Here is a 25,421-nt window from a genome sequence, read left to right as displayed (position 1 = left end):
CCAGTACTGGTCAACGGACATGACTTTGATCCGCGTGCAACACGGATGTTCCGGGCTGTTGTGCGGGTTTGAGAATAGGCCCAGATAGTCAGAAACGTGGATGTCAGAAAATATGCGATCACCATTTCAGATAGCCTCACGCTGCTCCAACCGCGCCTGAACGATGCCGGCGACCTTTGCGGCCAGCGCCGTAACTGGTCCTCCGCCTGCGCGCGTTTCGGCCAGTTTCTGCGCGGCATCCGCCAGAACCGTATCCTCAGCATCCCGGGCAACGCCGATCAGGAATTGGGCCGCATAATCGAAAGTGCGATGATCGTTCGGCCCGGCCAGCACATCCGCGATATGCGCCATGTCGTCTTGATAGGCCATCGGGTCCGCGTGGATAACCTCATCCCGAATGGCGTGCAGGTTGTTGGGCCGACGATCCTGTGGCAGGTTTTCCAGAATGAACTGCTGAAAATGAGAAAGTGATTTCAGGGGTTTGTTCAAAAACCCATCGGCACCTGCTTGCAACGCAGCCTCCTGACCGTGATCGTCACCGGACATGCCCAGAATGGCGCCGATACGTGGGGTTGCTTCGGCCAATTCGGCAATCAGGTCGGCACCGGACCCATCTGGCAAGCCGATATCCACCAGAATGACAGAAGGGCGATAGATCTGCAGGTGGCGCCGGGCTGAGGTCAGGCAATCCGCCCGCCGGATACGCGCACCGCTATGCAGGCACATCAGCCGGATCGCGTCACAGGCAAAGCGGCTGTCTTCGACAACCAGAATGGTTTGACCCAGCAGAGGCCGCGTGGCCGTCGGCTGCGCGGGTGAGGCGAAGGGGCTCGAATCGTCCATGGCAGAACTCCTAATCAGCAGATGCCCTAAGCTAGGAACTTCTGGCTAACACAGCGTTAACGGCAATTTGGCGCACTTGTTCTTTGGCCAAACTGCCCCCATAACCGCGGCAACGCAGAACACAGGAGAGTTCAATGATTGGTCGTCTGAACCACGTCGCCATCGCCGTACCCGATCTTGAGGCCGCGTCCGCGCAATATAGCAATGCACTGGGCGCCAAGGTCGGCGCGCCGCAGGATGAGCCCGATCATGGCGTTACCGTAGTGTTCATCGAACTGCCCAACACCAAGATCGAATTGCTGTACCCGCTGGGTGAAAACAGCCCGATCAACGGCTTTCTGGAAAAGAACCCGGCAGGCGGCATCCACCATGTTTGCTATGAGGTCGAAGACATCATCGCTGCCCGTGATCACTTAAAGGAAACCGGTGCCCGCGTTCTGGGATCGGGCGAGCCGAAGATCGGCGCGCATGGCAAGCCGGTACTGTTCTTGCACCCCAAGGACTTTAACGGCTGTCTGGTCGAACTAGAACAGGTTTAATCAAGCGAGGCTGTCATGACGATCACTGCTGCATTGGTATTGTTTGCCGTCATCTGGTTCATGACGCTGTTGGTTGTGTTGCCCATCCGTATCAAAACGCAAGGCGATCTGGGTGATATCGTTCCGGGCACCCATGCGGGCGCGCCGGAAGTGCATCACATGAAAAAAAAGATGTGGATCACCACCGGGATTTCGGTGGTGCTCTGGGCTGTTATTGCCGGGATTATCATCTCTGGTGTGATCTCGGTGCGCGATTTCGACTGGCTGAACCAACTGGAACCGCGGAACTGAGCGTCAGGTCGAGAGACCTGACAGCTTGTGATAGATATGGGTGAAAGTGGCAACCCCGAGGATTGGGATCACCAGATTCACCAGCGGCACCGAGAGCGGAATGGCCATCAAGGTGCCGGCCAGCCAAATGGTGGCGGAGTGTTTGGCGCGCAGCTTGCGCGCGTCGTCCCGCCCGATCCTTCGCATCGCGGCCAGCGTGAAATACTCCCGACCCAGCAGAAACCCGTTCATTGCCCAGAAAATAAACGGCGCCAGTGGTGGGAACATCGCATAGAGGATCAGCGCCAGCAGGTTGGCCACAACCAGCACGCCCATGAAGCTAACCGCATCCCTTAACCCTTCGTTGAACGGGATGCCTGGAACGGCGGGCAGGGTGGGATAGTGTTTATCCTCGACCGCCTGCGCGACCTCTTCCAAAAACAAAGACGTAATCGCCGAGGCGACTGGCATCATCAGAAAAACCGGCAGTATCAACACCACAAAAATGCCGGAGTAGTTCAGTACATCGTTCAGCCACGGCACGGCGCCAATCCAAGGCAGTGAAATCTCATCTCCGGACAGCCTGTTGATCAGCCAGATTGCACCAGCGCAGGCCGCGATCAACAGCGCGACCGTCAGACCTATGCCACGCAGTATGACTGCGCGGAACTTGGGGTCTCCAATCTGACCAAGCGCCGCAAAAAACGCGTTGAGGATCATCATTCAACGATCCATTCGGTCAGCGTTGCCACATTCGGGCGCGGACGTTCTGGCGGGGCCGTGCCTTCGGTGGCAATGTGGATCAGGCCAGCAATGCGCTCGTTATCTTGTAAGTCAAAAGCTTGGCGGCAGAACTCGGGATCATGGGTTTGCCAACCCGACAGCCAGTTCGCCCCCCAACCCGCTGCAAGCGCCGCGTTCAGTAAGGCCAGACAGACAGCACCAGCCGAATAGGTCTGTTCAATCGCCGGGATTTTTTCGGATGGTTTCTGCACCTCGACCACGGCAACGGCCAGATGGCCCATGTCAAACTGGCTTTGCGCTTTTGCGATGTCCTCGGGCGTCTTGCCCAGGGCAACGCCCCGCTCGTGCGTCAACCCGGACAGGCGCGGCATTGCGCCTTTCTCAAGAACGATAAAGCGCCACGGCTCCAGCTTGCCGTGATCGGGGCTGCGGGCGGCGGCGGTCAAAAGCGGCAACAGCTCATCCCGCGTCGGGGCCGGAGCAATCAGTGTTTTGGCAGGGCGAGACCGGCGCGATTGCAGAAATTCCAGGGCAGCCGGGTTTTTCAAGGACATATGTTAACTTCCTTTACATGAGCAGTCTGTATCTGGTTGAGTATCTGGCGCGTTTCAAGTGCAATCAGCTGGATCGGCCGGATCATTTTCATTCCCCGGTGCCCCATGCAAGGGTGTTTACAGACAAGAGGTGAAAAGATGGCCAGGCCAAAACTGCGCGACATACCCGACCTAAGCGCCCATGCCGTCCCTGGCACGGCGGTTCCGGTTCGGGTCACGCCGAAAGCCGCAAAGGACAGCATCGCGATGGACAAGGGCGTAATCCGCATTACGGTCACTGTGCCGCCCGAAAACGGCAAAGCCAACGAAGCTGTGCGCCGGATACTGGCCACGGCCATGCAGGTGGCCCCTTCGACGCTGACCCTAAAACAAGGGCAGACTGCGCGGGACAAGCTGTTTGTCTATGCGCCTTGACTGGGTCGTTCGTGAATTTGATACACCCCTTCCGGCAAATCCAGCGCAGCGGCCAGATCGCGGACTTGCTCAGGAGACAGAGTTATTTTCTGTATCTTGTCTGTGCGTGGGTCCAGTTGCTCAAGCGTCACACATTCGGCGAAGCTGTTGATGACGACATCCTCTTGCAAAGGTTTGGGGCCTTCGTCCACCAGAGTAATGACTGTCGAGTCGAATTCATGCTCAATCGAAAACATATAGGCAGAGTGCAGGGAGCAAGGCGGCAATGCAACCCGTTCCCGTGCAATCCGACGGTGGCGGTCCCCCAGGTGTCGCGCTATGGTTTTTCAAACGGGATCACCGTTTCAAAGGAATATAAATGCGCCGTCTGATCTATTTGCTGTTTCCTCTGGTGCTGACGGCCTGCAGTGCTGGTGTTCTGCGTGTTCAACCGGCAAATGAATGGTCGCTGGATTCGAATGAATTTCAGGTCGACGCCGCCGCGTTTCAGGATATCAGCCGTCAGGTCGGCGACGAAGCCCGCGCCGAATGTGTGCGCCAGGCCAAGGTCGAAAATTGCGATTTCACGATATTGGTCGACCTGAACCCGCGCGCACCGGCAAATGCCTTTCAGACTCTGGATGATGACAATCAGCCGGTAATCATATTCACGCGTTCGATGATCCAATCTGCGAAGAATCCCGATGAACTGGCCTTCGTCATGGGGCACGAGGCAGCGCATCATGTTTTGGGACACATCGCCCGGCAGTCGAAAAACGCCCAGGAAAGTGCCGCAATCTTCAGCGAATTGGGCAAGCTGCATGGCGAGGAAGGCAAAGACCTTGAACGCACGCAGAAATTGGGGGCCGAATTAGGTGTGCAGGTGAACGTGAAAGCATTTGAGCTTGAGGCGGACCAACTGGGCACGATCATCACCCATAACGCGGGATACAACCCTTTAATTGGCGCCAAATATTTTGATCGCCTTCCCGATCCGGGGGATCAGTTTCTGGGAACGCACCCCCCAAATACCGACCGAGTTCAGATCGTTCTTGAAACCGCAAGACAATTGGGTTTGACGCAATGACCGCTTTGACACGGCTGGGCGTGATCCTGACGGACCGGGGGTCGAAATACGCGGTAACAGGCGCAGCTGTTGGCACGCGGGCCGATGTTGATGCAGTCTTGCAAGAGCTCAAGTCAGACAAGGCTTATGCCAAAGCCACGCACAACACCTGGGCGGCCATTTTGCCGACCGGGGCGTTGAAGGCCGATGACGGGGAAAGCGGTGCGGGCATGGTGATTCTAAGGATGCTTGAACGGGCCGGGTTGGACAGTCATGTGGTCATCGTCACCCGCTGGTACGGCGGAAAAAAGCTGGGTGGGGATCGATTTAGGCGCGTGCAGGACGCGACCCGAACCTATCTGGATCATATCGGCGCCGGGCCTTGATGTGAGTCAAAGGCCCAAGCACAGGGCTGAGATATCCTGCTGCGGACAGATGGCAGGAAAGGACCTCTCATGCCCGATCAAGAAGTCTTGAAATTCCATGCAGGTCTTGTGGATCAGATGGCTACGAAACTTGGTGTGGATCTGCAGCAATCCGCGATTGAAGGTGATGTTTCGATCGATCAGCTTTCCGATGCTGTTCTGAGGTGTACGGGCTGTGCAAATCCCAATCATTGCCAGAGCTTCCTACAGCAGCCCGCGCAGGCGGGCCAAACGCCGGAATACTGCCGCAATCAGGAAATGCTCCGAAAACTGCAGCCTTAACGACAGGAAGGTTTCATGCCGCATTAGAGTGGTCACCGGACGCGATAGGTGACCAACAGACTAGCAGAGACCAACACCGGTTTGCTGTGTTGAAAACATGATCAAAGCAGGAAAACTGATGGCGCGAAATTCTTTGGGGGATGTCGAAAAACACTTTTGGCTAACCCGTTCGGTGGCGCGATGTATGAAAATCTCGTTGACCGAAGCAATGGCAGAGAAACGGCTGACACCGGATCGCTATGCCGAACTGGTAACACGCTGCCGGGCATCGCAGTGCAGCAACCAATGTGCCATCTGGTTGTCTGAACAACAATCCGAGGCCCACACTGCGCCCGAATTCTGTGCCAACGCTGATCTGTTGAACGCGTTGAAGACCTGATTACAGATTCGAATGCGACCCGTCACACAGCGGAGGATTCCCGCTGTGTTTGCAGCCACAGAAAAAGACTTTTTTGCTGCTGTCTGCCGTGTACTTTACCGGTTCGAACCCGGTGTCTTTGTGCGATCCATCGCAAAACGGCTGCCGCTTGGATCGGCCGCATGCACACCAGAAATAGCTTTTCCCTTCGATCACCTCGACCGGGAAGGGACCTTTTTGCGCGATGGTGGGGCTGTCAGACATGTGGCTACTCCGTCTTTTGCTGATGTCAGTCTACCAGTGTAGAGCGATACGCGAAAATCGGTAGCCTATGCTCATAAATCCGCTGTTTCTGAGGGGGTTACCGGCGTTGTTTCGCCTTTCTTCACGATCGCGTGATCGAATTCGTTGCAAATATGCCATTCAAGTCGTATTGTGAGACCGGCCCCGGATTCTTGGGCAATATCAGGAAATTAATAGAGGAATGACGGACATGAAACTCAAATTTGCTGCCGTTGGTGCATTTGCCCTTGTTTTGGCTGCTTGCTCGCAGCAGGAAGAACCGGCGCCGGTTTATATCACGCCTGAGTACGACAAATTCGGCACACCTAGCTGCCCGGCAGGAACTGAGCTGGCCACGACAGAAGCAGGCCAGACCGTCTGTAATCCGGTCGCACAATAACTATACCGCGGGTGGCCCGTTTTTAAGGCTGCCCGCACATTCTCGACAAAAAACCGCCCTCGGGGCGGTTTTTTCTTGCCCTCCATAAATCAATGCGGCTTCAGTTCCGTACACCGAAAAGTTGAAGGCTGATGAGAAACCTTCTTACACATCTCAAGGATCGAACGCGTTGGAGCTGGCAAGGGCTGGTCGCGACCTGGCGTGAAGAGTATTCGTTCCGCGCCTGGGTTTGGGCAAATCTGGTCTCGGCTGCTTTGGCCGTTTGTTTGCCGCTCGGTGAAGGGGTACGCGCCCTGATCCTGATATTTGGCCTGCTTGTTTTGGTGGCCGAGCTGTTGAATACCGCGATTGAGCGCGCTGTCGATCACACCTCGACCGATCACAATAAACTGGCGGGGCAGGCCAAGGACGCCGCCAGTGCTGCTGTTGCGTTAACGGCTTTGGCAGCGGGATTGGCTTGGGTCATCGGGCTTCTAAGCCTGTTTTGAAGCCATCAATACCTCCGCCGTTTTATACCATAGCGATATCCTCGGTTTTGAATTCCGTAACTCCGTGGAAGGTAATAAGGCGAGGCATGTTTGTTGCTGAACGCTTGCCTTGACCGGTGGTGTCGTTTGACCGGTTTGACGTAATGAACCTTGGGTTTGCTCTTGTGGTGGTACACTTTCGGCTTGGTTTGATGTTTGTGTTTGCTGGACCGATGATAGACTTTAGGTGCGCCATAGTATCGCTGCACATGGTGTTTGCTGCGCAGGTGCAGGCTCAGCGGTTCGGACCCAATAATTATGAAACCGCCCGCGCGGACGTTGTCCGCAACAGCGGGAACGGCATAAAGTTGGGCAGCAAGTATAACCGTTATGCATTTCAGGCCAAAGGGGTGTAGGCAGGACATTGGAACTTCCTTCCTATAAGGCGGTATGTCCCGTCATAATCCGCGAGTCTGGCGCAAAACGCCAATAAACTTGCCTCACGCTTTGCCCAACTGGGGTTACCGGATCAGGTCAGCTTGCCCCAAAGGTCATATTCGCCAGCCTCATCGACCTCGACCGAGACGATGTCGCCAGGGTTGAGGGTTTCAAACCCTTCGTCGATAAACAGATTCCCATCGATCTCGGGCGCGTCGGATTTGGTGCGGCAAGTGGCGGCTTCGCCATCGACCTCGTCCACGATCACCTCGATGGTCTGGCCGACCTTTGCGGCCAGCTTTGCCTCGGAGATCGCCTGTGCCTTCTCCATGAACCGTTCCCAGCGCTCTTGTTTGATCCCGGCCGGAACATGGTCGGGCAGATCGTTCGAGCGTGCGCCATCCACGTTTTCGTATTGGAAGCATCCCACGCGATCCAATTGCGCCTCATCCATCCAGTCCAAAAGCGTCTGGAACTCAGCCTCGGTCTCGCCGGGATAGCCGACGATAAAGGTCGAGCGCAGGGTGATATCGGGGCAGGTCGCGCGCCATGCTGCGATCTCGTCCAGTGTTTTCGCTGCTGCCGCCGGGCGGGCCATGCGTTTCAGAACGTCCGGGTGGGCATGTTGGAACGGAATGTCTAGATAGGGCAGGATGTTGCACCCGGCATCGGCCATCAGGGGGATCAGCTCGCGCACATGCGGGTAGGGGTAGACATAGTGTAGACGAACCCAGGCATCCAGCTGCCCCAGCTCACGCGCCAGATCGGTAATGTGGCTGCGCACCTCACGGTCCTTCCACGGGTTCACATCGTATTTCCGGTCCAGCCCATAGGCCGAGGTATCCTGCGAGATCACCAGCAATTCGCGCACGCCATTGTCGACCAGCTTTTCGGCCTCACGCAATATGGCGTGGGCGGGACGACTGGCCAGTTTCCCGCGCATGTCTGGGATGATGCAAAATTTGCACTTGTGGTTACAGCCCTCGGATATCTTGAGATAGCTGTAATGGCGCGGGGTCAACTGCACGCTGGCGGCGGGCAGTAGATCAACGAATGGATTAGGATCGGGGGGAACTGCTGAATGCACCGCATCCAGCACCTGTTCGTATTGATGCGGCCCGGTCACGGCCATAATACGCGGGTGGTGTTCACGGATATAGTCGGGCTCGGCCCCCAGGCAGCCGGTCACAATGACCTTGCCGTTTTCTACCAAAGCCTCGCCAATGGCGTCCAGAGACTCAGCCTTGGCGCTGTCAAGGAAACCGCAAGTGTTCACGATTACGGCATCGGCCCCGGAATAATCTGGCGAAATGCCGTACCCTTCTGCACGAAGACGGGTCAAAATCCGCTCGCTATCGACCAAGGCCTTGGGGCAGCCCAGCGACACCATACCAATGGTTGGTTGGTTGGTACGTGGCGTATCAGGCATCCGGGCGGCGGGCGCCAGGTCAGGGCGGAGGTTTGGTGGGTTCGTGCTCATGGCGCGGCATATAGTGGGGAACGCTTCCTCTTGCAAATACGGGCTGGGCTTTGGATGATCTTTTCAACGCATGCCAAATAAGCGGAGAGCAGAAAAATGAAGTGGCTGGTGCGCATACTCTTCTTATTCGTGGCCGCAATCGGGTTGGTCATCGGCGCCTTATTGCTGATGCCGGGGGATAAGCTGGCGGCGATTCTGGCGGAACAGGTCAAAAGCGAAACGGGGCGCGACCTGACATTGTCGGGGGGGGTGAACCTGTCGTTCTGGCCCGTTCTGGGGATGGAGACCGGCCCTGTCACGTTTGGCAACGCACCCTGGGCTGGGTCCGAACCGATGCTCAGCGCCGAAAGCCTTGCCGTCGGCGTGGATGCTTCGGCGCTGCTGAACGGAGATTTACGGATAAGGCGGGTTGTCGCGGATAATCCGGTTTTGAGGCTCGAGTTATCCGATGGACGCGGCAATTGGGAATTAAGCGCTCCGGTTGCCTCGCAGGCGACGACCGGAAGCAATACCAGCGCGTCATCTGCATCGCCGCAAGGTGCCGTGACGCTGGACCGTCTGGAACTGACCAATGCACAGTTGGTTTACATCGAAAATGGCGCAACGAAATTCAACTTCTCAAACGTTGATCTGTCGGCCAGCTGGCCGGGGCCGACCTCACCCATGGTCATGGAGGCGCGGATGGCAGTGCCGGGCGGCCACGTGAAAGTTGACCTCGAAATACCGGACCTGCCGACCTATGCATCCGGGGCTGTCGCACCTTTGAAATTGGCTCTGACCGCGCCGGGCGGCGAGGTTGGGTTCGATGGCCGCGTCAACCTTGCTGGAGAAATGGACGGCGCGCTTGCGGTCAAAACCAGGAACACCGAGGAAATGCTGGCCGCTTTTGGACAGGCGGGTGTCGGGGTGCCGCTGGGATTGGGCCGCAAGGCCGATGTGTCTGGGCAGATGACCTATACCAGCGAAGGCCGTATCTCACTGCGCAACATGGTGGCGCAGTTGGACCACAACCGCTTTACCGGAGAAACGGATATCGAGATTTCGGATCCGCCGAAAATCACCGCGCGGCTCAAGAGTGGGGATATTGACCTGTCACGTTTCAATGACGCGCCGGCGTCGAGCGGGGGTGGGTCGGGAACGGCGTCCTCGCCCGACAGTGGGTGGTCCAAGGCCCCGATTGATGCCTCGGCCCTGTCGCTGGCCAATGGGGAAATACGCCTGACGGCCTCGTCCATTGTCCTGCCCGACATAGAACTGGGAGCCAGCGACCTGACGCTGATACTCGACCGGTCCCGTGCTGTGTTGCAGATGAACCCGGCCACTTTGTTCTCGGGTCAGGTTAACGGGCAGGTGGTGGCCAACAACCGCAATGGCCTGTCAGTCGGCGGTAAGCTGAAGGCGAAAAACATGAACGTTCAACAAGCCCTGTCCACCCTCGCGGAGATTGAGCGTTTTACGGGTACAGGAACGGGTGAGTTTGAATTTCTAGGCGTCGGGCAGACCGAAGACCAGATCATGCGATCCCTCAGTGGCACGGGCAATCTGAATGTGGGGCAGGGCGTGATTTCGGGTTTTGATCTGGATCGCCTGATGGGGCGCGGCAAAGGTTCGGGTGGGACAACCGTGTTCAACAGCCTGACAGCCAGTTTTACCATTGATCAGGGTGTGCTGACCAATAACGACCTGCTGATGTCACTGGACAATTTCCGTGCAGATGGGACGGGCAAGGTCAATATCGGCGCGCGCAGGATCGACTATCTGTTTACCCCAACCGCGCTGCGGGCCAACTCGGGGCAGGGTCTTTCGGTTCCAGTGCGGATTGTCGGGCCGTGGAGCGACCCTTCGATCAAACCCGATTTGTCCAAAGTGATCGAGGCCGCCGCCGAAGGTCAGCTAAAAGACCTTGAGGACGACGCCAAGCAAAAGGTTCTGGACAAAGTGGGTGATGAACTGGGTACGGCAGTGACTGACAGTGAAAGTGTCGAGGATGCTTTGAAAAATAAGCTGGAAGAAGAGGCCAAGAAAGGCTTGTTCAAACTGTTGGGCGGAAATTAAAGGGCGGGGCGCCTTAGGCGCCCCGATCCCAAATCAGATGGTTTGGTCGTAATCGCCAACGCCGGGCTCAGTCCGGATGACGGCGTCGATATCGGCAAATATGGCGCGCATTTCTTCTTCGCTTTCGCTGCTTTCACAGACCACAACCAGGTTTGGCGTGTTCGAGGACGCCCGCACCAGCCCCCAGCTGCCATTGTCCAGAATAACGCGGGCGCCATTGACGGTGACGACCTCTTTGACCGCGCGGCCAGCCAGGGTTTCACCCGCATCGGCCTTGGCAACCAGCTTGTCCACCAACCGTTTTAGAATGTCGTATTTCTCGGTATCGGCGGCATAGGGTGACATCGTCGGCGTCGACCAGGTTTTTGGCAACGCCTTGCGCAGATCCGACATGCTTTTGTCCGGGTTGCGATCCATCAGTTTGCAGATCTCGACCGCGACCCGCATGCCGCAGTCATAGCCGCGCCCGATCGGCTCTGCCAGGAAGTAGTGGCCCGATTTCTCGAACCCTGCCAGAGCATTGATTTCTTTAACCCGGCGCTTCATGTGGCTATGGCCGGTTTTCCAGTAATCGGCTTTGACGCCGTGGGCCTGCAACTCGGGGTCGCTGGCAAACAGCCCGGTTGATTTGACGTCCGCCACAAAGGTCGCATTGGGGTACAGCTTGGCCAGATCGCGGGCCATGATCACGCCGACCTTGTCTGCGAAAATCTCCTCACCCTCGTCATCGACAACACCGCAGCGATCTCCGTCACCGTCAAATCCCAGCGCCATGTCGGCGCCGCTGGATTTCACGGTGTTGGCCATGTCGTGCAACATCTCCATGGCTTCGGGATTAGGGTTGTAGTTGGGGAAGGTGTAGTCTAGCCGGTTGTGGCTGGGCACGACCTCGACCCCCATCCGTTCGAAAATCTCGGGCGCAAAGGCTGACGCTGTACCATTACCCGTCGCACAGACAACTTTCAGCGGCCGAGACATTTTGAAGTCACCAACCAGATCGTCGATATAAGCTTCTTTCACGCCGTCCACGAATTCGTACGACCCCCCCTCGTGGGGGACGCCTTGTCCATTCAGAACGATGTCGCGCAATTCCGACATCTCGTCCGGGCCGTGAGTTAACGGGCGTTCAAAGCCCATCTTTACGCCGGTCCAGCCGTTCGGGTTGTGGCTGGCGGTGACCATGGCCACGGCGGGAACGTCCAGATGGAACTGGGCGAAATAGGCCATAGGGCTCAGTGCCGGGCCAATATCCTTGACCTGAATTCCAGCCTGCATCAGGCCCAGGATCAACGCATTCTTGATTGCCAGCGAATAGTCGCGATAGTCGTTGCCGACCGCGATCACAGGCGCGATTCCACGCTTGCGCATCTGAGTGCCCAAACCCAGCCCCAGCGCCGTCATGCCCGGCAGATTGATCTCTTCGGGGTATTTCCAACGGGCGTCATATTCGCGAAACCCGGTGGGTTTGATCATCGGGTCGCGCAGAAAACTCCAGGTGTTCGGAGTCACCTCGGGGATGGGTTTGGTCATACTATCGCTCTTGCTTAAATCTGAATCGGGTTGGCTTTGGCCAATGCATCAAAGCGCATCAATGTGTCAATCAATTGAGGCATTTGATCCAGATAGATCATGTTGGGGCCATCACAGGGGGCGTTGTCCGGATCTTGGTGTGTTTCCATAAAAACACCGGCTACACCAACGGCAACAGCCGAGCGTGCCATAACGGGCGCAAATTCGCGCTGACCACCGGATGCACCACCCAATCCACCGGGCTGAGCCACAGTGTGGGTGGCGTCCATTATCACCGGGTACCCGGTGCGAGCCATTTCCGGCAGAGATTGCATGTCCACCACGAGGCGGTTGTAGCCAAAGCTGACACCACGTTCCGTCAGCATGATGTTGTGATTGTCGGTGCTTTCGATCTTGGCCGCGACGTTCTGCATGTCCCAAGGGGCTAGGAACTGACCTTTTTTGACGTTGACCACCGCGCCTGTTGCGCCTGCGGATTTTAGAAGGGCGGTTTGACGGCAAAGGAAAGCGGGGATTTGCAGGATGTCACACACCTCGGCAACGGACGCGCATTGTTCTTTCTCATGTACATCCGTGGTGACTGGCACGCCAATGCTGTCCTTTACCGATTGCAGCACCGCCAAACCTTTGTCGAGGCCCAGTGCAGGAGCTGCGTTTACAGAGGTGCGGTTAGCCTTGTCGAACGAGCCTTTAAACACATACTGAGCACCGGCGGCGTCGCAGGCCTCTTTCATTTTGCCAGCGATCATCTGGGCGTGATCGGCGGTTTCAAGTTGGCAGGGGCCGGCAATGATCGTCAGAGGCAGATCATTACCGACCGTGAGATCGGAGATTTTTACATGTTTCATGTGTCTTACGAGGATACCTGTTCACGAAGGACCGACGCGGTAAGCGAGATCATCAGGTAGATACCAGCAAACAATAGGAAAGCCAAAATCGTATTTTCAAACTTGCGCGGATAGCTGGGTTCCTCACTGGCGACCGGGTTCACTGAAACCGTCAGATAACGCACTTTGCGGTTGGCTTCGGTTCGTGTGGTTTCCATCTGTTCCATTGCGGTTTGCAGCATCAAATCACGAGCCACAAGGTCGGCCTGGGCCATCTGAATTCGCACGCTTAAACGCGCCAGCGAGTTTTCGCCTGCTGATGCGTCCAGCATTTCGGCGTTCAGTTCTGCCAGGGCAACTTCAAGTCGTTGAATGTCCGCACGGACACCATCCACTTTGGCTTGGTTCGGGCGCAAGTTGTCCAAAAGTGCGGCCAGCTGCAGTTCTTTTTCCTGCAACTCGATTTCGATTACGTTGATCCGTTCGCGCAGGCCAAGGAGGACGTTTTCTGGGTCCAAAACCGCCCCCTGAAGCTGCAGCTCGATCAGTTCCTCCTGAGCTTTTCGACGTTCGTTCTGAGCCAATTCAAAACCGGCCCGGGCATCGCGCATTTGGTCTTCGCGTTTCAATTCGGTCAGACCGTTGATGGTTTCCTCGGCATAGGACAGTAGAAGATTGGAAAGTTCGACTGAAATCTCGGGGCTTGGTGCCGCAACTTCCATCCGGATGATACCGTCGCTGGGGTCGTACCCAATGGTAATCATTCGCTTGTAAAGCTTATAGGTATCCTCAAGAGATGCATCCTGCGGCAGGCGTTGAATCGGATCGATCCAATCCTGCTTGAAGATTTCGGAAAAATTGGTGTCGTTCTCAAGTCGCACCAGCGCGTCTTTGGATTCCAAAAATTCCTGCGTGGCAACGGAATCTTGTGCAGTGGCGAATTGAGTGCCTGCAAGAAACCCACCAAAGGACGCCCCGCCGCCGTCTGCCTGCAAGATTGAAAAGGCGGAATCGCTGGCGTACATCGGTGTTGCGTACCGATAGAAATAGGTGCCCACAATCAGGGTCGGCAGCAGTACAAAGGCTGCCAGACGCGCAAACAGCGCAAACAGCTTGCGTTTGCGGCGGCGTGCGATGTCCTTCTGAATTTCACCGATTTCAAGATTTCGCCGCTCGGCTGGCGTTAGCTCCGGACCGGTAAGGCCTTGGGAAGAGTCCGAAATCGTCTGCGGCAACTGGATCTTGATCTTGTCCTTTGCCTGATCATTCGAACCTGTTTTTTCGGCCGCCAGATCCAGCAAGTTGGCACGTTCGAAAGGATCGATGCCCTTTTTACGCAATAGCCGCACCGCGTCGTAATCCGACGTTGCAGCAAGCCCGTTTTTCTGGGCCAGACGACGTGCCACACGCAGTTGGCGACCGGTTAGCCCTTCGCGCTTGATCGCCTCAATATCGGTCGAGGGAGACGGGTTATTTGCCGCCTCAGACGGTTGCGTCGCTTTTCTGATGCGCGAAATCGCGTCGGCCCGTGCGTCTGCGGAATCCGAGCCCTGACGATTGCGGCGCCAGCGATATTTTTTAGCCTTGGGTTTGGTAGTCATATAACTGTCGTGCCTCTTCCAAGGTGTCGAACATGTAAAGCTGACCGTCCAATAGAACGGCCGCCTGCTGTGCAAATTTCTCAAGAACGTCGGGATTGTGGGACACGATCACCAGTGTGGTTGTCCGCAAACGCTCTCGCAGGATGTCACCTGCTTTTCGGTTGAATTCTACATCCGTGGATGAGGGCATGCCCTCATCAATCAGGTACATGTCAAAATCTAGCGCCAGCATCAGGGCAAAGGTAAAGCGAGCCCGCATACCGGATGAATAGGTCCCTATTGGCTGGTTGAAATACTCACCCAGATTGCACAGCCAGCTGCAATACGCCTCGACATAGTCGGGATCCATTCCATAGATTTTGGCGATGTAGCGGGCGTTTTCCAGGGCCGAAAGCTTTTTGACCACACCGCCGGAAAACCCCATCGGGAACGAGATGCGGCAGGATTTGCGGATCACACCCTCATCCGGTTTTTCCAGCCCGGCCATCATGTTGATCAATGTCGTCTTGCCGGTGCCGTTTGGGGCCAATATCCCAATCGACCGGCCCAGTTCGATCTGGAACGAGACCCGATCCAGGATCACCTTGCGGCGGGTCCCGGTCCAAAAGGACTTACTGACATTCTCAAACTCAAGCATTCACGGCCTGCTGCTCGGGCGTTTGTTTGGTACACCGCCCAGGTTGGTAAACCATCGACAAATTTATTGGTCCATGTTGGCTACATTATGTCGAATTGTGAAACAAATGATCAATGCGTACCGTCGCTGTGCTGTTGGTTTTGTGACTTTTGCATCTGTTGGCCTTGGGGTGCCCGTTGACTATCTTTCCTTTTGTCCGTCAACCAATTTGATGCAGGAAGTCTTGCGATCTGATGAATTCGCTACAGAAAGAAATTGAGGCCTGCCGTATTTGCGCAGACAGGTTTCAGACCACGTTTACCGCGCATGAGCCGCGCCCGGTGGTCTGGTTTCGGTCTGGTACGCCATTGTTGATCGCAGGGCAGGCGCCTGGCGCGCGGGTCCATGCCTCGGGGCGTCCGTTCACCGATCCCTCTGGCGACCGTCTGCGGGACTGGCTGGGGATTGACGAGGCCGTATTCTATGACCGCGCCCGCGTGTCGATCGTTCCGATGGCCTTTTGCTTTCCCGGATATAACGAGCGTAAAGCCGACCTACCACCGCCGCCCATATGCGGAAAGACATGGCATGACAGGGTGATGGATGAGTTAGGCGAGGTACCGCTGACGGTTCTGGTCGGGGGGCACGCGCACAAATATCACCTAGGTGTACGTACGGCCGTGACCGAAACCGTGCGCAACTGGCGAGACCATGCGCCGCGCGTCTTTCCCTTGCCTCATCCGTCTTGGCGGAATACGGCATGGCTAAAGAAAAACCCGTGGTTCGAAGCTGAACTGCTGCCGGTTCTGCGTGCGCGGGTGCAAGAGGTTTTGAATGACTAACGCCACGGCGCTTGACGCCGCCCATGCCACGATGGAGGCCAATCCGCAGGATGACGCGGCGCGTCTGCGGTTTTTTGAGCGCCTGGCAGACTCTGAGCTGTTTCTGTTGCTGGCCGAAGAAGCGCAGGACGAGAATATCTTGCCTGAGCTGTTCGATGTTGCGGATGGCCGCTTTGTACTGGCCTTTGATCGCCACGACCGTTTGGCCCGATTTGCGGAACGTCCCGTGCCTTACGTCGCGCTGTCGGGGCGGGTGCTGTCGACGATGCTGGCAGGGCAGGGGATCGGGCTGGGTCTGAACCTTGAGGTCGCACCTTCATCCATGCTGATCCCGGCCGAAGCGCTGGGCTGGCTGGCCAACACGTTGGAACATGCACCAGAAGAGGTACAGCAACGTCTGGCAGAGTTCCTGCCGCCAAAGGGCATGCCGGATGATCTGTTGACAGCGCTGGACACGAAACTGGCCACAGCCGTCGGCTTGGCCGAAGCTGCGTTTCTTGTCGGGACCAAGACGGAAGAGGGCGGCATGGGCCACCTTCTTGGTTTTGTCGGCGCGGTTGAGGGGGCTGAGCCCGCACTGGCCAAAGCCGCGTCCGAGGCACTGACCTTTTCCGGGATCGAGGCTGGGGCGATGGATGTTGGTTTTTTTGGCCCGCATGATCCAGCATCAGCGGCACTGGCACGGGTTGGGTTACGGTTCGACTTGCCACAGCCCGAGGCGCGGGTCATCGAACAGGTTACGCCGGGCAGTAACCCGGATAAGCCACCAATTTTGAAATAGGTGGTCAGGCAAGCCCCGCGATCCAACGAACCGCGGGGCGTCGCGACTATTCTGCTGCTGCTTCCAGCTTGTCTTGTGTGCGGGTGTCGAAATCGCTTGCGTCATGGCGTTCGTGCAGCTGCGTATGCGGCTCACCAAACGCACGGTTGACCATGCGGCCACGCTGAACAGCGGGGCGCGCGTCGATCGCCTTGGCCCACCGCATCACATTTTTATAGGACTCGACATCCAGGAACTCGGCGGCGCTGTAGAGGCGGCCCAACACCAGTTGGCCATACCAGGGCCAGATGGCCATATCAGCAATGGTATAGTCTTCGCCTGCAATATAAGCGTTTTCAGCCAGTTGACGGTCCAGCACGTCCAGCTGCCGTTTGGCCTCCATCGCGAAGCGGTTGATTGGGTATTCCCATTTCTCAGGCGCATAGGCGTAGAAATGGCCAAAACCGCCGCCAAGATATGGCGCACTGCCCATCTGCCAAAATACCCAGTTCATCACCTCGGTGCGTTCCTGACCCGATTTCGGCAGGAAAGCATCGAACTTTTCAGCCAGATGGAACAGGATCGAGGCGCTTTCGAAAACACGCACAGGCGCATCACCCGAGCGGTCCCAAAGTGCAGGAATCTTAGAGTTCGGATTGGCGTCGACAAAGCCCGAGCTGAATTGGTCCCCCTCGCCGATATTAACCAACCATGCATTGTATTCAGCGCCTTCGTGACCTAGCGCCAGTAGTTCTTCCAGCATCACTGTGACTTTGACGCCGTTTGGGGTGGCCAGTGAATAAAGCTGTAGTGGATGCTTTCCGACCGGCAGGTCCTTGTCGTGGGTCGCCCCGGCAATGGGTCGGTTGATATTGGCAAATCGACCACCGCTTTCGCTGTCCCATGTCCAGACCGCGGGGGGCGTGTATGGGGATTGCTCGCTCATCTGTCGTCTTTCTCAGCTACGTTCTGGTAAAGTTTATGTCCGTCTCAACAGCTAATGTTGCAAAGCCCCGAGTCCAACCCCGGATGTTGGGGCAGTTTTGTAACATTCGGGATCGGACCTCTCACATTTCTTCATGCGATGTCACAGCGGCGCGAGCAGGACTGCCCATTGGGGCGAAAATATCTATTCTCTCAGCAAGTGCCCAACCCCGAGGACAAAAGGATTTACCACATGAAACGCTTTGCCCTGACTTTCGTGACAGCTTTGGCCTTTGCCGTGCCGGCTTTCGCCGGTGATCAGTATGTAGATGGCACCGGCTTTGCCGTGTCGGGTTACGACGTTGTCGCCTATCGTGGCCTGGATCAGGCGCCGGTTGGCCAAGCCCAGCCCGAGGCTGTGCGTGGCCATTCTGATATTACAGCGGATTATAACGGTGCCACCTGGGCGTTCTCGACCGAAGAGAACCGCGATAAGTTTCTTGAAAACCCCGCCTATTACGCCCCGGCCTATGATGGGCATTGCGCTTACGGTGTATCGCGTGGTGGCAAGGTTCCGGCGAACCCGAACCTGTGGCGGATTGTCGATGACAAGCTGTACCTGAACATCACTGATGTTGTTGTCGGCTTTTTTGAAGAGGATATCCCCGGCAACATCAATCTGGCCGAAGGCAACTGGCCTGGGATCGAAGGTGATGACGCATCGACTAGCGTTATTCCGAAATTCACCTCGGAAGGTCCGATCGCAAACTAATACGCTACTCACCGAAGCTAAACCCGGTCCACACTAGGCCGGGTTTTTGCTGTTAGCCAGCCAGCCAGAAGTCGTCGCGCATCTGTTGATCCGCGTCGAACTTGATGCGAACGCTTTTCGCGCCGGGAAACTTTCGTTCGGTGATCGTGTCGGGAACCACGACTTCACCGGCCCCTGCATCGTTCGACTGAAAGCTCAGCACTTCGGTTTCTGTCCGCCGGGCCGAGGCAAGAACCGAGGTTGGCAGCGCCACCCGGTTGGACCCCTCACAAACTGGTGTTGGAACAAAATAAGTCAGATGACGGCCATAAAACCCAACGGCTTCGGGGACATGGTCCGCTTCGATTAAGGTCTGAGAATCCGGGTTTGCGCCATCCGGGCTGTGCGCCAGAGCTGTGTTCAGCAACACGCGGCAGGCGTCGATATCGCCGCTTTCCAATTCAATGACACGTTTGCGTAGCTTCGGCCGGCGCGGCATGCCGGTGGCACGTCCTTTGACGGTCAGCCCTTCGCGGCGTAAAAAATCATACGCCTCTTTGGCGCGCGCGAAATGTGTGCAATCGCCGTTTCTGTGGTCTGGATGTGCGTGAAATGCGATGTGGCGCCAAGCATCCCGGATATCGTCGGACCCTGCATTCTGGTCCAAGCCCAAAGCCTCGAGCGCGTCAGCGCGTGCATTTATCTTTTCAACAGGCTCCATAGCCAAAACACTCATTAAACAAACACTACGAACTCAGTGTGTGGAGGCTCACAAATTTGTCAAACTTTATCAAAAATTTATCGCTATTTGGGGGACAGTTCGAAGGAGGTCGCGCTATTGTTCACATCCCGCTTGTACTTGTGATCCCACAAAAAAGCCCGGAGCCTTGGCAGGGTCCGGGCAAAGTAACCAACAGGGATCAAATCAGGCGACGTTTTGCAATTCGGCCTTTGGACTAATACCCAGTGCAAAACACACGTCGCGCGTCAGTTCAGGCCGATTCAGGGTATAGAAATGTAGCTTGTCCACGCCTTCGTCGATCAGGTCCGAACACAGTTCGGTGCATAGTGCTGTGGCCAGCAGATCCTCTCGATTATCGCGAATCGCCTTTTCAAAGGCGTTTTCGACCCAGTCAGGGATATGCGCACCACAGCGGCGGGCAAAATTGCGGGCACCTTTCCAGTTCTCGATGGGCAGGATGCCGGGCACGATGGGCTTGTCGATCCCGGCTTTTTCGCAGGCATCGCGGAAGCGGAAAAAGGTCTCGGCCTCAAAGAAGAACTGCGTCAGGGCTTCGTCCGCACCGGCATCCAGCTTGGCCTTGAGCCAGTCGACATCAGCCGAAAAATCCTGTGCCTCTGGGTGCTTGTCGGGATAGGCGCCGACGCGGATGCTGAACATTTCGGTTTCAGCCAGGGCTTCGATCAACTCGACCGAGTTTGCGAACCCATCGGGATGCGGCACGAACCGATCCTGACCTTTCGGCGGATCACCCCGCAGGGCGACAATGTCCTGAACCCCGGCACGCGCGAATGTGTCGGCGATCTCCAGCGTTTCCTGGCGCGAGGCGTCCACGCAGGTCAGGTGCGCTGCCACAGGAAGGCCGGATGATTTGTGCAGGGTGGCCACGGCATCGCGGGTTAGTTCGCGGGTTGTGCCGCCCGCCCCATAGGTGACCGAGACAAAGCGCGGCTCAAGCGGGGCCAGCGTCTGAACCGTATCCCACAGGCGGAATGAGGCCTCGAGCGTTTGCGGCGGGAAAAACTCGAATGAAATTTCTGGTTTCGTCATGGCTGCCTCACTGGTCCTATCTGTGGCCCTTGTGCCAGTTTGCGCATTGTGAGACAAACTCATATTACTCAAGAACAACATGAGCCGCACTACAATGCACATCGAATTCCGACACCTGCGTACGATTAAGGCCATCCATGAATGCGGCGGCCTGGCCCGTGCGGCGGATCAGCTGAACATCACGCAATCCGCGCTGAGCCATCAGATCAAGGGGTTGGAGGATCAGGCGGGGGTCGAATTGTTCCTGCGCCGGTCCAAGCCGATGAAACTGTCGGCGGCGGGCTTGCGTCTGTTACGGCTGGCAGAGCAGATTCTGCCGCAACTTGAGGCGACGCAACAGGAATTTTCCTCTCTGCGGGACGGCCGCACGGGGCGGATGCATATCGCCATCGAGTGTCACGCCTGTTTCGAATGGCTGTTCCCGGTGTTGGAGTCTTTCCGCAAATCCTGGGGCGACGTAGATGTCGATATCCGCCCAGGTCTGGCCTTTGACGCTTTGCCTGCCCTGCAGAAGGAAGAGGTCGATCTGGTGGTGTCGTCCGACCCTGAGGAGCTGCCGGGCATAGAATTCATCGAACTGTTTGACTATGACGCGGTCTTTGTCGCGTCGTCCTCGCACCCCTTGGCGCAGAAAGAGTTCATCGAGGCCGAGGATTTCCGAGGGCAAACCCTGATTACATACCCGGTCGAACGCACACGTCTGGATGTGTTCAGCCAATTGCTGATCCCGGCACGCGTTGAACCGGCCGCAATCCGGCAGGTGGAATTGACGGCAGTGATCCTGTTGCTTGTGGCCTCGAACCGGGGCGTTGCTGCGTTGCCTGACTGGGTCGTGCGCGAGGTAAAATACAACTCGGACTATGTCACCCGCCCGCTGACGGAAAACGGAATTACCCGCACATTGTACGCGGCTGTGCGCTCGGAAGACCTGGAAAAACCCTATGTGCAGGAACTGATCGAGCTGGCGGGAACCGAGGCGCGCAAGCTGCAAGAGCAATAGGTAATAAACGCGGGTCTGCTATGCGCATCATTCCTCTTGGCAAGGGCGCGTTGCACCAGTATACGCGCGGTTTGACCGGACAGGAGCCTTTGGACAATGGTTGGCAGTGCAAACCTCAACATCATGATCAAAGCCGCGCGCAAGGCGGGGCGTTCTTTGGTCAAGGATTTTCGTGAAGTCGAGAACCTTCAGGTGTCGATGAAAGGCGCGGGCGACTTTGTCTCCAAGGCCGATATTGCCGCCGAGGCAATCCTGAAAGAGGAACTGCTGGGTGCGCGCCCAACCTATGGCTGGTTGGCCGAAGAGGGCGGCGCGATTGATGGTGAGGACCCAACCCGCCGTTGGATCGTAGACCCGTTGGACGGCACAACCAACTTCCTGCACGGCCTGCCGCACTGGGCGGTGTCGATTGCGCTGGAACACAAGGGTAAGATCGTGGCCGGTGTGATCTATGACGCCGCCAAGGATGAAATGTTCTTTGCCGAAAAAGGTGAAGGCGCATGGATGAACGATACCCGCATCCGTGTCTCGGGCCGTCATCGCATGATCGAGTCCATCTTTTCGACCGGCTTGCCATTCGGGGGCCGCTCGGACCTGCCTGCCACGTTGCAGGATCTGGCCCGGCTGATGCCTGCCTGCGCTGGTGTGCGCCGCTGGGGCGCTGCGGCGCTGGACATGGCCTATGTGGCCGCAGGCCGCTATGAAGGGTTCTGGGAGCGTCGCCTGAACGCCTGGGATGTGGCCGCTGGGATCATCATCGTGAAAGAGGCCGGTGGCTTTGTGCAAGCCCTGAACCCCGAAGGCAACGTGCTTGAGGATGGCGAGGTGATCTGCGCCAATGAGCCGATCTTTGACCAGTTCGCCAAGGTGATCCGGGGCTAAGCTTCCTGTAAATCCATTAAAAAAAGCGCGCCCTGTTACAGGCGCGCTTTGTCGTTTCAAAGAGACTGGATTCAGAGGGTTGCGCGCTGCGCCAGCCCGGCTTCATCCGCCAGCCGTGCGGCAACAGATGCAACCGCCAGGTCCTGTAGCCCAACACCGGTTCCGTCGAACAAGGTGATCTCATCCGCGCTTGCCCGCCCCGAATGGTCGCCATTGATGACGGCACCGATTGGGGTGATCTGATCTTCGGTCAACGAGCCGTTTGCGATGGCATGCTGAGCTTCGCCAAGGGTGACCGATTGGGCTACTTCGTCAGTGTAAACCGTTGCACTGGCAACCAGAGCGGCATCGACTTCTTGTTTGCCTACCGTATCGGTGCCCATGCAGGCCAGATGGGTGCCCGGTTTGATCCAGTCTTTCATCAGCAAAGGTTCAAACGCCGACGTGATGGTGATGATGACATCCGCCTGTGCGCCCAGCTCTTCTTGACTAACAGCTTCGAAGTCGAGGCCGATTTCTTTCGCGACCTCACCCAGACGCGGAAGCATCTCGGGGTGGGGGTTCCAGGCAACGACTTTTTCAAAGTCGCGTTGCTCGGCTGCGGCGCGCAGTTGGAAGGCGGATTGATGGCCAGCGCCAACCATGCCCAGAACCTTGGAGTCCTTTCGGGCCAGATGGGCGATGGAAACGGCAGACGATGCCGCCGTGCGCACGGCGGTCAGGTAGTTGCCGCCGACCAGTGCGGATAGACGCCCGGTGTCCGGGTCGAACAGGAAGACAGTGGATTGGTGGTTGGTCAACCCTTTGTCCAGATTGCCCGGCCAGTAGCCGCCAGATTTGACACCCAGCACCTGACCGGCCCGGTCAAAGCCGGATTTGAATCCATAAAGCGCATCGGCATAGCCAATCGCTTCACGGATGACCGGAAAGTTGTAAGCATCTCCGCGCGCCATTGCGGCGAACACGTCCTGCACCGCGTCAAACGCGTCGCTGCGGCCAACCAGTTGCTGGCACAGATCTTCTCCGACGATCAGCAAGGGTTTTTCCGACATATCTTTCATGACCTTTTCCTTAGCTTGAGGACAGGTCCGGGCGGCAGGGAAGGGAAGAACCGCCGCCCGGATCAATGCGGTTCGGCTTAATACGCCTTACCGCGAGCGGATACTGGCCAGAGGGTTTCGACCTTGCCGTTGCGCACCCCAACATACCAATCATGGACGTTGGCGGTGGGATCGCAGTGACCCGGCACCAGACGCAGTTTGTCGTTCACCTTCAACGCACCGTCGGGATCAGCGACAACACCGTGTTCGTCCGAACACTTGATGTATTCCACATCGGTGCGCCCAAAAATCACCGGCAAGCCACTGTCCACCGACTGCGCCTTGAGGCCTGCATCGACAATGGCCTTGTCGGCCTTGGCGTGGCTCATGACGCTGGTGAGGATGAAGAACGCGTTCTCCCATTCTCCACGGTCGATGCGGTTGCCGTCCTGATCAAGGATACGACCATAATCGGCGTCCATGAAGGCGTAGGAACCGCACTGCAGTTCGTTGTATACGCCCGAAGTGCTTTCAAAATAGTAGGACCCGGTGCCGCCACCGCCGACAATGTCACACTCCAGACCCTCTGCGGCCAACCCGTCCACTGCGTCTTTGACCTGTGCCACGGCAACGTCGATCTTGGCCTTGCGGTCCTCATAAAGGTCCATGTGCTGCATCGCGCCCTGGTAAGCCTGAATGCCAGAGAACTTCAGCCCCGGAGCCGCGTCGATGGCTTTGGCGATGGCGATTACCTCGGGTGTCGTCGTCACGCCGCAGCGACCTGCGCCGCAGTCAATCTCGACCAGACATTCGATCTGGGTGCCATGGCGTTGTGCCGCCTCGGACAGATCGGCGACATTGTCGATGTCGTCGACACAGCAGATCGTCCGTGCGCCCAGCTTGGGCATGCGCGCAAGGCGGTCGATCTTGGCCGGGTCGCGCACTTGGTTCGAGACCAGAACGTCTTTGATACCGCCGCGGGCAAAGACCTCGGCCTCAGAGACTTTCTGGCAACATACCCCACAGGCCCCGCCCAGCTCGACCTGCAGCTTTGCCACATCGACGGATTTATGCATCTTGCCATGCACCCGGTGACGCATCCCATGGGCCTTGGCATAGTCACCCATCTTTTTAATGTTGCGCTCTAGCGCGTCCAGGTCCAGCACCAGGCTCGGCGTCTGAATTTCGGCCTCGTCCGTGCCAATCGCGGCAGGAATGTCAAAGCCAACTTCAAGCTGATCAATATTCACAGGCTTGTTCATATTTCTTCCTCCTCAGCCCTTGATCCAGGGCAATTTATCCAAATCCACGTTGCCGCCAGTGATGATCACGCCGACGCGTTTGCCTTTGAACACTTCGGGGTGTTTCAGGATGGTGGCTAACGGCACGGCGCTGCTGGGTTCCATCACGACACGCAGGTATTTCCAGGTGATCTTCATCGCCTCGACGATTTCGTCTTCGCTGGCGGTCTGAATGTCGGTGACAAAGCGGGACACGAAGTGCCAGGTGTTTTCCTTCAGCGGCACTTTCAGACCGTCGGCGACAGTGATCGGCGCGTCATCGGCGATGATGTGCCCGGCCTTGAAGCTGCGATAGGCGTCGTCGGCTTGTTCCGGTTCGGCGGCGTATATCTTTACCTCGGGGGCCGCGTTCGACAGGGTCAGGCACGTGCCCGAGATCATGCCGCCGCCACCAATGGGTGCGACTACAGCGTCCACACCGTCGGTCTGCTCAAGCAGCTCGGCCGAACAGGTGGCTTGCCCTGCAATTACGCGCGGGTCGTTGTAGGGGTGAACGAACTCACCGCCCGTCCGGCCTTGCACTTCGGCAAACACGGCCTCACGCGAGGTGGTCGAAGGTTCACACTCGGTGATGATCCCGCCATAACGGCGCACCGCGTCTTTCTTGGCTTGCGGTGCCGTGCGCGGCATCACGACGTTACAGGGAATACCCCGCCGTCCGGCTGCATATGACAAACTGAGCGCATGGTTGCCCGAAGAGTGGGTGGCCACGCCGCGCTGTGCAGCGTCGTCATCCAGCCCAAAGACCGCATGGCAGGCCCCGCGCACTTTGAAGGCCCCGGCCTCTTGGAAGTTTTCGCATTTAAAGAACAGCTGTGCGCCGGTCAGTTCGTCCAGATAGTCCGAACGCATCACTGGGGTGCGGTTGATATGTGGCCGAATCCGCTCGTGCGCTTCGCGCATGTCGGCCAGCGTCAGGCTTTCAGCTGTGGTGAGTGCGTCCAACATCAAGCTCCTCC

At 57.2% G+C, this 25,421-nt stretch carries 31 protein-coding genes; 15 read left to right on the top strand and 16 right to left on the bottom strand.

The window, feature by feature from the left end; genetic code table 11:
* Positions 1–126: 126 nt before the first annotated feature.
* Complete coding sequence (locus ACR0M2_RS04610; protein ID WP_480704140.1) at positions 127–843, bottom strand: response regulator; 717 nt, start codon at positions 841–843, stop codon at positions 127–129.
* A 134-nt stretch (positions 844–977) separates the two neighbouring features.
* On the opposite strand from ACR0M2_RS04610, the gene mce reads away from it, so the two are divergent.
* Positions 978–1,382 carry a methylmalonyl-CoA epimerase gene (mce, locus tag ACR0M2_RS04605; protein ID WP_170347876.1) on the top strand — a complete coding sequence of 135 codons (405 nt, stop codon included), beginning with the start codon at positions 978–980 and terminating at the stop codon, positions 1,380–1,382.
* A 15-nt stretch (positions 1,383–1,397) separates the two neighbouring features.
* Positions 1,398–1,673 (top strand): DUF1467 family protein, encoded by a 276-nt coding sequence (locus tag ACR0M2_RS04600; RefSeq protein WP_170347877.1) that lies wholly within the window; start codon positions 1,398–1,400, stop codon positions 1,671–1,673.
* A 3-nt stretch (positions 1,674–1,676) separates the two neighbouring features.
* Here ACR0M2_RS04600 and ACR0M2_RS04595 read toward each other — a convergent pair whose 3' ends face one another.
* On the bottom strand, positions 1,677–2,372 hold the full coding sequence (locus ACR0M2_RS04595) for an EI24 domain-containing protein (RefSeq protein ID WP_480704217.1): 696 nt from the start codon (positions 2,370–2,372) through the stop codon (positions 1,677–1,679).
* Positions 2,372–2,950: a nitroreductase family protein gene (locus ACR0M2_RS04590; RefSeq protein ID WP_480704139.1), complete on the bottom strand. Its 579-nt coding sequence runs from the start codon at positions 2,948–2,950 to the stop codon at positions 2,372–2,374. Before ACR0M2_RS04590 ends, ACR0M2_RS04595 begins: the two co-directional genes overlap by 1 nt.
* A gap of 138 nt (positions 2,951–3,088) precedes the next feature.
* Here ACR0M2_RS04590 and ACR0M2_RS04585 point away from each other — a divergent pair, with 138 nt between their 5' ends.
* Entirely contained in the window at positions 3,089–3,364 is a 276-nt protein-coding gene (locus tag ACR0M2_RS04585; protein ID WP_480704138.1) for a DUF167 domain-containing protein, read from the top strand.
* Here the strand turns inward: ACR0M2_RS04585 and ACR0M2_RS04580 are convergent.
* Entirely contained in the window at positions 3,352–3,600 is a 249-nt protein-coding gene (locus tag ACR0M2_RS04580) for a hypothetical protein (RefSeq protein ID WP_170347880.1), read from the bottom strand. The two genes, ACR0M2_RS04585 and ACR0M2_RS04580, sit on opposite strands and share 13 nt — an antisense overlap.
* A 122-nt stretch (positions 3,601–3,722) precedes the next feature.
* Here ACR0M2_RS04580 and ACR0M2_RS04575 point away from each other — a divergent pair, with 122 nt between their 5' ends.
* The 4 genes from ACR0M2_RS04575 to ACR0M2_RS04560 all read left to right on the top strand — a co-directional run bounded on the left by ACR0M2_RS04575 (position 3,723) and on the right by ACR0M2_RS04560 (position 5,495).
* Positions 3,723–4,430 (top strand): M48 family metallopeptidase, encoded by a 708-nt coding sequence (locus ACR0M2_RS04575; RefSeq protein ID WP_480704137.1) that lies wholly within the window; start codon positions 3,723–3,725, stop codon positions 4,428–4,430.
* Positions 4,427–4,795, top strand: coding sequence for a YigZ family protein (locus tag ACR0M2_RS04570; protein WP_480704136.1), 369 nt, complete (start codon positions 4,427–4,429; stop codon positions 4,793–4,795). Before ACR0M2_RS04575 ends, ACR0M2_RS04570 begins: the two co-directional genes overlap by 4 nt.
* 69 nt (positions 4,796–4,864) lie before the next feature.
* Complete coding sequence (locus tag ACR0M2_RS04565) at positions 4,865–5,116, top strand: DUF6455 family protein (RefSeq protein ID WP_170374306.1); 252 nt, start codon at positions 4,865–4,867, stop codon at positions 5,114–5,116.
* Positions 5,117–5,234: 118 nt separating this feature from the next.
* Complete coding sequence (locus tag ACR0M2_RS04560) at positions 5,235–5,495, top strand: DUF6455 family protein (protein ID WP_170347884.1); 261 nt, start codon at positions 5,235–5,237, stop codon at positions 5,493–5,495.
* Here ACR0M2_RS04560 and ACR0M2_RS04555 read toward each other — a convergent pair whose 3' ends face one another.
* Entirely contained in the window at positions 5,496–5,738 is a 243-nt protein-coding gene (locus ACR0M2_RS04555) for a CDGSH iron-sulfur domain-containing protein (protein ID WP_480704135.1), read from the bottom strand.
* A gap of 229 nt (positions 5,739–5,967) precedes the next feature.
* On the opposite strand from ACR0M2_RS04555, the gene ACR0M2_RS04550 reads away from it, so the two are divergent.
* Positions 5,968–6,156 (top strand): hypothetical protein, encoded by a 189-nt coding sequence (locus ACR0M2_RS04550; protein ID WP_170347886.1) that lies wholly within the window; start codon positions 5,968–5,970, stop codon positions 6,154–6,156.
* Between the two features lie 131 nt (positions 6,157–6,287).
* Positions 6,288–6,644 carry a diacylglycerol kinase gene (locus ACR0M2_RS04545; RefSeq protein ID WP_480704134.1) on the top strand — a complete coding sequence of 119 codons (357 nt, stop codon included), beginning with the start codon at positions 6,288–6,290 and terminating at the stop codon, positions 6,642–6,644.
* Positions 6,645–7,152: 508 nt separating this feature from the next.
* Here the strand turns inward: ACR0M2_RS04545 and rimO are convergent.
* The gene (gene rimO / locus ACR0M2_RS04540) at positions 7,153–8,541 is read right to left on the bottom strand and encodes a 30S ribosomal protein S12 methylthiotransferase RimO (protein WP_480704133.1); all 1,389 of its coding nucleotides are present in this window, start codon (positions 8,539–8,541) and stop codon (positions 7,153–7,155) included.
* Between the two features lie 96 nt (positions 8,542–8,637).
* On the opposite strand from rimO, the gene ACR0M2_RS04535 reads away from it, so the two are divergent.
* Complete coding sequence (locus tag ACR0M2_RS04535) at positions 8,638–10,596, top strand: AsmA family protein (RefSeq protein ID WP_480704132.1); 1,959 nt, start codon at positions 8,638–8,640, stop codon at positions 10,594–10,596.
* A gap of 33 nt (positions 10,597–10,629) precedes the next feature.
* On the opposite strand, the gene ACR0M2_RS04530 is transcribed toward ACR0M2_RS04535, so the two are convergent.
* Genes ACR0M2_RS04530 through ACR0M2_RS04515 form a run of 4 tightly spaced genes read right to left on the bottom strand, consistent with a single transcriptional unit; the run spans position 10,630 to position 15,191 of the window.
* A complete protein-coding gene (locus tag ACR0M2_RS04530) occupies positions 10,630–12,126 on the bottom strand; it encodes a phosphomannomutase/phosphoglucomutase (RefSeq protein WP_480704131.1) in 1,497 nt (498 codons plus the stop codon).
* Positions 12,127–12,140: 14 nt separating this feature from the next.
* Positions 12,141–12,974, bottom strand: a complete 834-nt coding sequence (gene kdsA / locus ACR0M2_RS04525) for a 3-deoxy-8-phosphooctulonate synthase (protein WP_170360482.1) — start codon at positions 12,972–12,974, stop codon at positions 12,141–12,143.
* Positions 12,975–12,979: 5 nt separating this feature from the next.
* The gene (locus ACR0M2_RS04520; RefSeq protein ID WP_170347893.1) at positions 12,980–14,554 is read right to left on the bottom strand and encodes a KpsE/RkpR family capsule polysaccharide export protein; all 1,575 of its coding nucleotides are present in this window, start codon (positions 14,552–14,554) and stop codon (positions 12,980–12,982) included.
* The gene (locus tag ACR0M2_RS04515) at positions 14,532–15,191 is read right to left on the bottom strand and encodes an ABC transporter ATP-binding protein (RefSeq protein ID WP_170347894.1); all 660 of its coding nucleotides are present in this window, start codon (positions 15,189–15,191) and stop codon (positions 14,532–14,534) included. The genes ACR0M2_RS04520 and ACR0M2_RS04515 overlap by 23 nt, the downstream gene beginning before the upstream one ends.
* 233 nt (positions 15,192–15,424) lie before the next feature.
* Here ACR0M2_RS04515 and ACR0M2_RS04510 point away from each other — a divergent pair, with 233 nt between their 5' ends.
* Entirely contained in the window at positions 15,425–16,012 is a 588-nt protein-coding gene (locus ACR0M2_RS04510; protein WP_170516559.1) for a uracil-DNA glycosylase family protein, read from the top strand.
* Complete coding sequence (locus ACR0M2_RS04505) at positions 16,005–16,793, top strand: SseB family protein (protein WP_170547977.1); 789 nt, start codon at positions 16,005–16,007, stop codon at positions 16,791–16,793. The genes ACR0M2_RS04510 and ACR0M2_RS04505 overlap by 8 nt, the downstream gene beginning before the upstream one ends.
* Before the next feature lie 46 nt (positions 16,794–16,839).
* Here ACR0M2_RS04505 and yghU read toward each other — a convergent pair whose 3' ends face one another.
* Positions 16,840–17,718 (bottom strand): glutathione-dependent disulfide-bond oxidoreductase, encoded by an 879-nt coding sequence (gene yghU, locus ACR0M2_RS04500; RefSeq protein WP_170547978.1) that lies wholly within the window; start codon positions 17,716–17,718, stop codon positions 16,840–16,842.
* A 231-nt stretch (positions 17,719–17,949) separates the two neighbouring features.
* On the opposite strand from yghU, the gene ACR0M2_RS04495 reads away from it, so the two are divergent.
* Positions 17,950–18,468 carry a YHS domain-containing (seleno)protein gene (locus ACR0M2_RS04495; RefSeq protein WP_170547979.1) on the top strand — a complete coding sequence of 173 codons (519 nt, stop codon included), beginning with the start codon at positions 17,950–17,952 and terminating at the stop codon, positions 18,466–18,468.
* Positions 18,469–18,520: 52 nt separating this feature from the next.
* On the opposite strand, the gene ACR0M2_RS04490 is transcribed toward ACR0M2_RS04495, so the two are convergent.
* Together ACR0M2_RS04490 and metF are read right to left on the bottom strand one after the other, a co-directional pair.
* Positions 18,521–19,183: a DnaJ domain-containing protein gene (locus ACR0M2_RS04490; RefSeq protein ID WP_254428521.1), complete on the bottom strand. Its 663-nt coding sequence runs from the start codon at positions 19,181–19,183 to the stop codon at positions 18,521–18,523.
* 189 nt (positions 19,184–19,372) lie between these two features.
* Positions 19,373–20,239: a methylenetetrahydrofolate reductase [NAD(P)H] gene (gene metF, locus ACR0M2_RS04485; RefSeq protein ID WP_480704130.1), complete on the bottom strand. Its 867-nt coding sequence runs from the start codon at positions 20,237–20,239 to the stop codon at positions 19,373–19,375.
* 94 nt (positions 20,240–20,333) lie between these two features.
* Between metF and ACR0M2_RS04480 the strand changes: the two genes are divergently transcribed.
* Both ACR0M2_RS04480 and ACR0M2_RS04475 read left to right on the top strand, forming a co-directional pair.
* Positions 20,334–21,239: a LysR family transcriptional regulator gene (locus ACR0M2_RS04480; protein ID WP_170349338.1), complete on the top strand. Its 906-nt coding sequence runs from the start codon at positions 20,334–20,336 to the stop codon at positions 21,237–21,239.
* A gap of 96 nt (positions 21,240–21,335) precedes the next feature.
* Positions 21,336–22,121, top strand: a complete 786-nt coding sequence (locus tag ACR0M2_RS04475; RefSeq protein WP_170347901.1) for an inositol monophosphatase family protein — start codon at positions 21,336–21,338, stop codon at positions 22,119–22,121.
* A gap of 71 nt (positions 22,122–22,192) precedes the next feature.
* Here the strand turns inward: ACR0M2_RS04475 and bhcD are convergent, their stop codons facing one another.
* The 3 genes from bhcD to bhcB form a co-directional block, all read right to left on the bottom strand.
* On the bottom strand, positions 22,193–23,182 hold the full coding sequence (gene bhcD, locus ACR0M2_RS04470; protein ID WP_170347902.1) for an iminosuccinate reductase BhcD: 990 nt from the start codon (positions 23,180–23,182) through the stop codon (positions 22,193–22,195).
* A gap of 77 nt (positions 23,183–23,259) precedes the next feature.
* Positions 23,260–24,423 (bottom strand): 3-hydroxy-D-aspartate aldolase BhcC, encoded by a 1,164-nt coding sequence (gene bhcC / locus ACR0M2_RS04465; RefSeq protein WP_170347903.1) that lies wholly within the window; start codon positions 24,421–24,423, stop codon positions 23,260–23,262.
* Positions 24,424–24,435: 12 nt separating this feature from the next.
* Entirely contained in the window at positions 24,436–25,410 is a 975-nt protein-coding gene (gene bhcB / locus ACR0M2_RS04460; protein ID WP_480704129.1) for a beta-hydroxyaspartate dehydratase BhcB, read from the bottom strand.
* Between the last annotated feature and the right edge of the window lie 11 nt (positions 25,411–25,421).

The sequence above is a fragment of the Ruegeria sp. BE10 genome, assembly GCF_056538905.1.
The sequence above is the reverse complement of the archived record's forward strand: the minus strand, read 5'-3'. Positions and strand labels throughout refer to the sequence as shown.

Coding starts and splice junctions, on each gene's coding strand:
- ACR0M2_RS04555 (WP_480704135.1), bottom strand. CDS start 5,738: ATGTCTGACAGCCCCACCATCGCGCAAAAAGGTCCCTTCCCGGTCGAG.
- ACR0M2_RS04600 (WP_170347877.1), top strand. CDS start 1,398: ATGACGATCACTGCTGCATTGGTATTGTTTGCCGTCATCTGGTTCATG.
- metF (WP_480704130.1), bottom strand. CDS start 20,239: ATGACGAAACCAGAAATTTCATTCGAGTTTTTCCCGCCGCAAACGCTC.
- ACR0M2_RS04580 (WP_170347880.1), bottom strand. CDS start 3,600: ATGTTTTCGATTGAGCATGAATTCGACTCGACAGTCATTACTCTGGTG.
- kdsA (WP_170360482.1), bottom strand. CDS start 12,974: ATGAAACATGTAAAAATCTCCGATCTCACGGTCGGTAATGATCTGCCT.
- ACR0M2_RS04550 (WP_170347886.1), top strand. CDS start 5,968: ATGAAACTCAAATTTGCTGCCGTTGGTGCATTTGCCCTTGTTTTGGCT.
- ACR0M2_RS04570 (WP_480704136.1), top strand. CDS start 4,427: ATGACCGCTTTGACACGGCTGGGCGTGATCCTGACGGACCGGGGGTCG.
- ACR0M2_RS04530 (WP_480704131.1), bottom strand. CDS start 12,126: ATGACCAAACCCATCCCCGAGGTGACTCCGAACACCTGGAGTTTTCTG.
- ACR0M2_RS04585 (WP_480704138.1), top strand. CDS start 3,089: ATGGCCAGGCCAAAACTGCGCGACATACCCGACCTAAGCGCCCATGCC.
- bhcC (WP_170347903.1), bottom strand. CDS start 24,423: ATGAACAAGCCTGTGAATATTGATCAGCTTGAAGTTGGCTTTGACATT.
- ACR0M2_RS04490 (WP_254428521.1), bottom strand. CDS start 19,183: ATGAGTGTTTTGGCTATGGAGCCTGTTGAAAAGATAAATGCACGCGCT.
- ACR0M2_RS04590 (WP_480704139.1), bottom strand. CDS start 2,950: ATGTCCTTGAAAAACCCGGCTGCCCTGGAATTTCTGCAATCGCGCCGG.
- mce (WP_170347876.1), top strand. CDS start 978: ATGATTGGTCGTCTGAACCACGTCGCCATCGCCGTACCCGATCTTGAG.
- ACR0M2_RS04545 (WP_480704134.1), top strand. CDS start 6,288: ATGAGAAACCTTCTTACACATCTCAAGGATCGAACGCGTTGGAGCTGG.
- ACR0M2_RS04510 (WP_170516559.1), top strand. CDS start 15,425: ATGAATTCGCTACAGAAAGAAATTGAGGCCTGCCGTATTTGCGCAGAC.
- rimO (WP_480704133.1), bottom strand. CDS start 8,541: ATGAGCACGAACCCACCAAACCTCCGCCCTGACCTGGCGCCCGCCGCC.
- ACR0M2_RS04495 (WP_170547979.1), top strand. CDS start 17,950: ATGAAACGCTTTGCCCTGACTTTCGTGACAGCTTTGGCCTTTGCCGTG.
- ACR0M2_RS04565 (WP_170374306.1), top strand. CDS start 4,865: ATGCCCGATCAAGAAGTCTTGAAATTCCATGCAGGTCTTGTGGATCAG.
- ACR0M2_RS04475 (WP_170347901.1), top strand. CDS start 21,336: ATGGTTGGCAGTGCAAACCTCAACATCATGATCAAAGCCGCGCGCAAG.
- bhcB (WP_480704129.1), bottom strand. CDS start 25,410: ATGTTGGACGCACTCACCACAGCTGAAAGCCTGACGCTGGCCGACATG.
- ACR0M2_RS04520 (WP_170347893.1), bottom strand. CDS start 14,554: ATGACTACCAAACCCAAGGCTAAAAAATATCGCTGGCGCCGCAATCGT.
- ACR0M2_RS04480 (WP_170349338.1), top strand. CDS start 20,334: ATGCACATCGAATTCCGACACCTGCGTACGATTAAGGCCATCCATGAA.
- ACR0M2_RS04595 (WP_480704217.1), bottom strand. CDS start 2,372: ATGATCCTCAACGCGTTTTTTGCGGCGCTTGGTCAGATTGGAGACCCC.
- ACR0M2_RS04505 (WP_170547977.1), top strand. CDS start 16,005: ATGACTAACGCCACGGCGCTTGACGCCGCCCATGCCACGATGGAGGCC.
- ACR0M2_RS04560 (WP_170347884.1), top strand. CDS start 5,235: ATGGCGCGAAATTCTTTGGGGGATGTCGAAAAACACTTTTGGCTAACC.
- bhcD (WP_170347902.1), bottom strand. CDS start 23,182: ATGAAAGATATGTCGGAAAAACCCTTGCTGATCGTCGGAGAAGATCTG.
- ACR0M2_RS04515 (WP_170347894.1), bottom strand. CDS start 15,191: ATGCTTGAGTTTGAGAATGTCAGTAAGTCCTTTTGGACCGGGACCCGC.
- ACR0M2_RS04610 (WP_480704140.1), bottom strand. CDS start 843: ATGGACGATTCGAGCCCCTTCGCCTCACCCGCGCAGCCGACGGCCACG.
- yghU (WP_170547978.1), bottom strand. CDS start 17,718: ATGAGCGAGCAATCCCCATACACGCCCCCCGCGGTCTGGACATGGGAC.
- ACR0M2_RS04535 (WP_480704132.1), top strand. CDS start 8,638: ATGAAGTGGCTGGTGCGCATACTCTTCTTATTCGTGGCCGCAATCGGG.
- ACR0M2_RS04575 (WP_480704137.1), top strand. CDS start 3,723: ATGCGCCGTCTGATCTATTTGCTGTTTCCTCTGGTGCTGACGGCCTGC.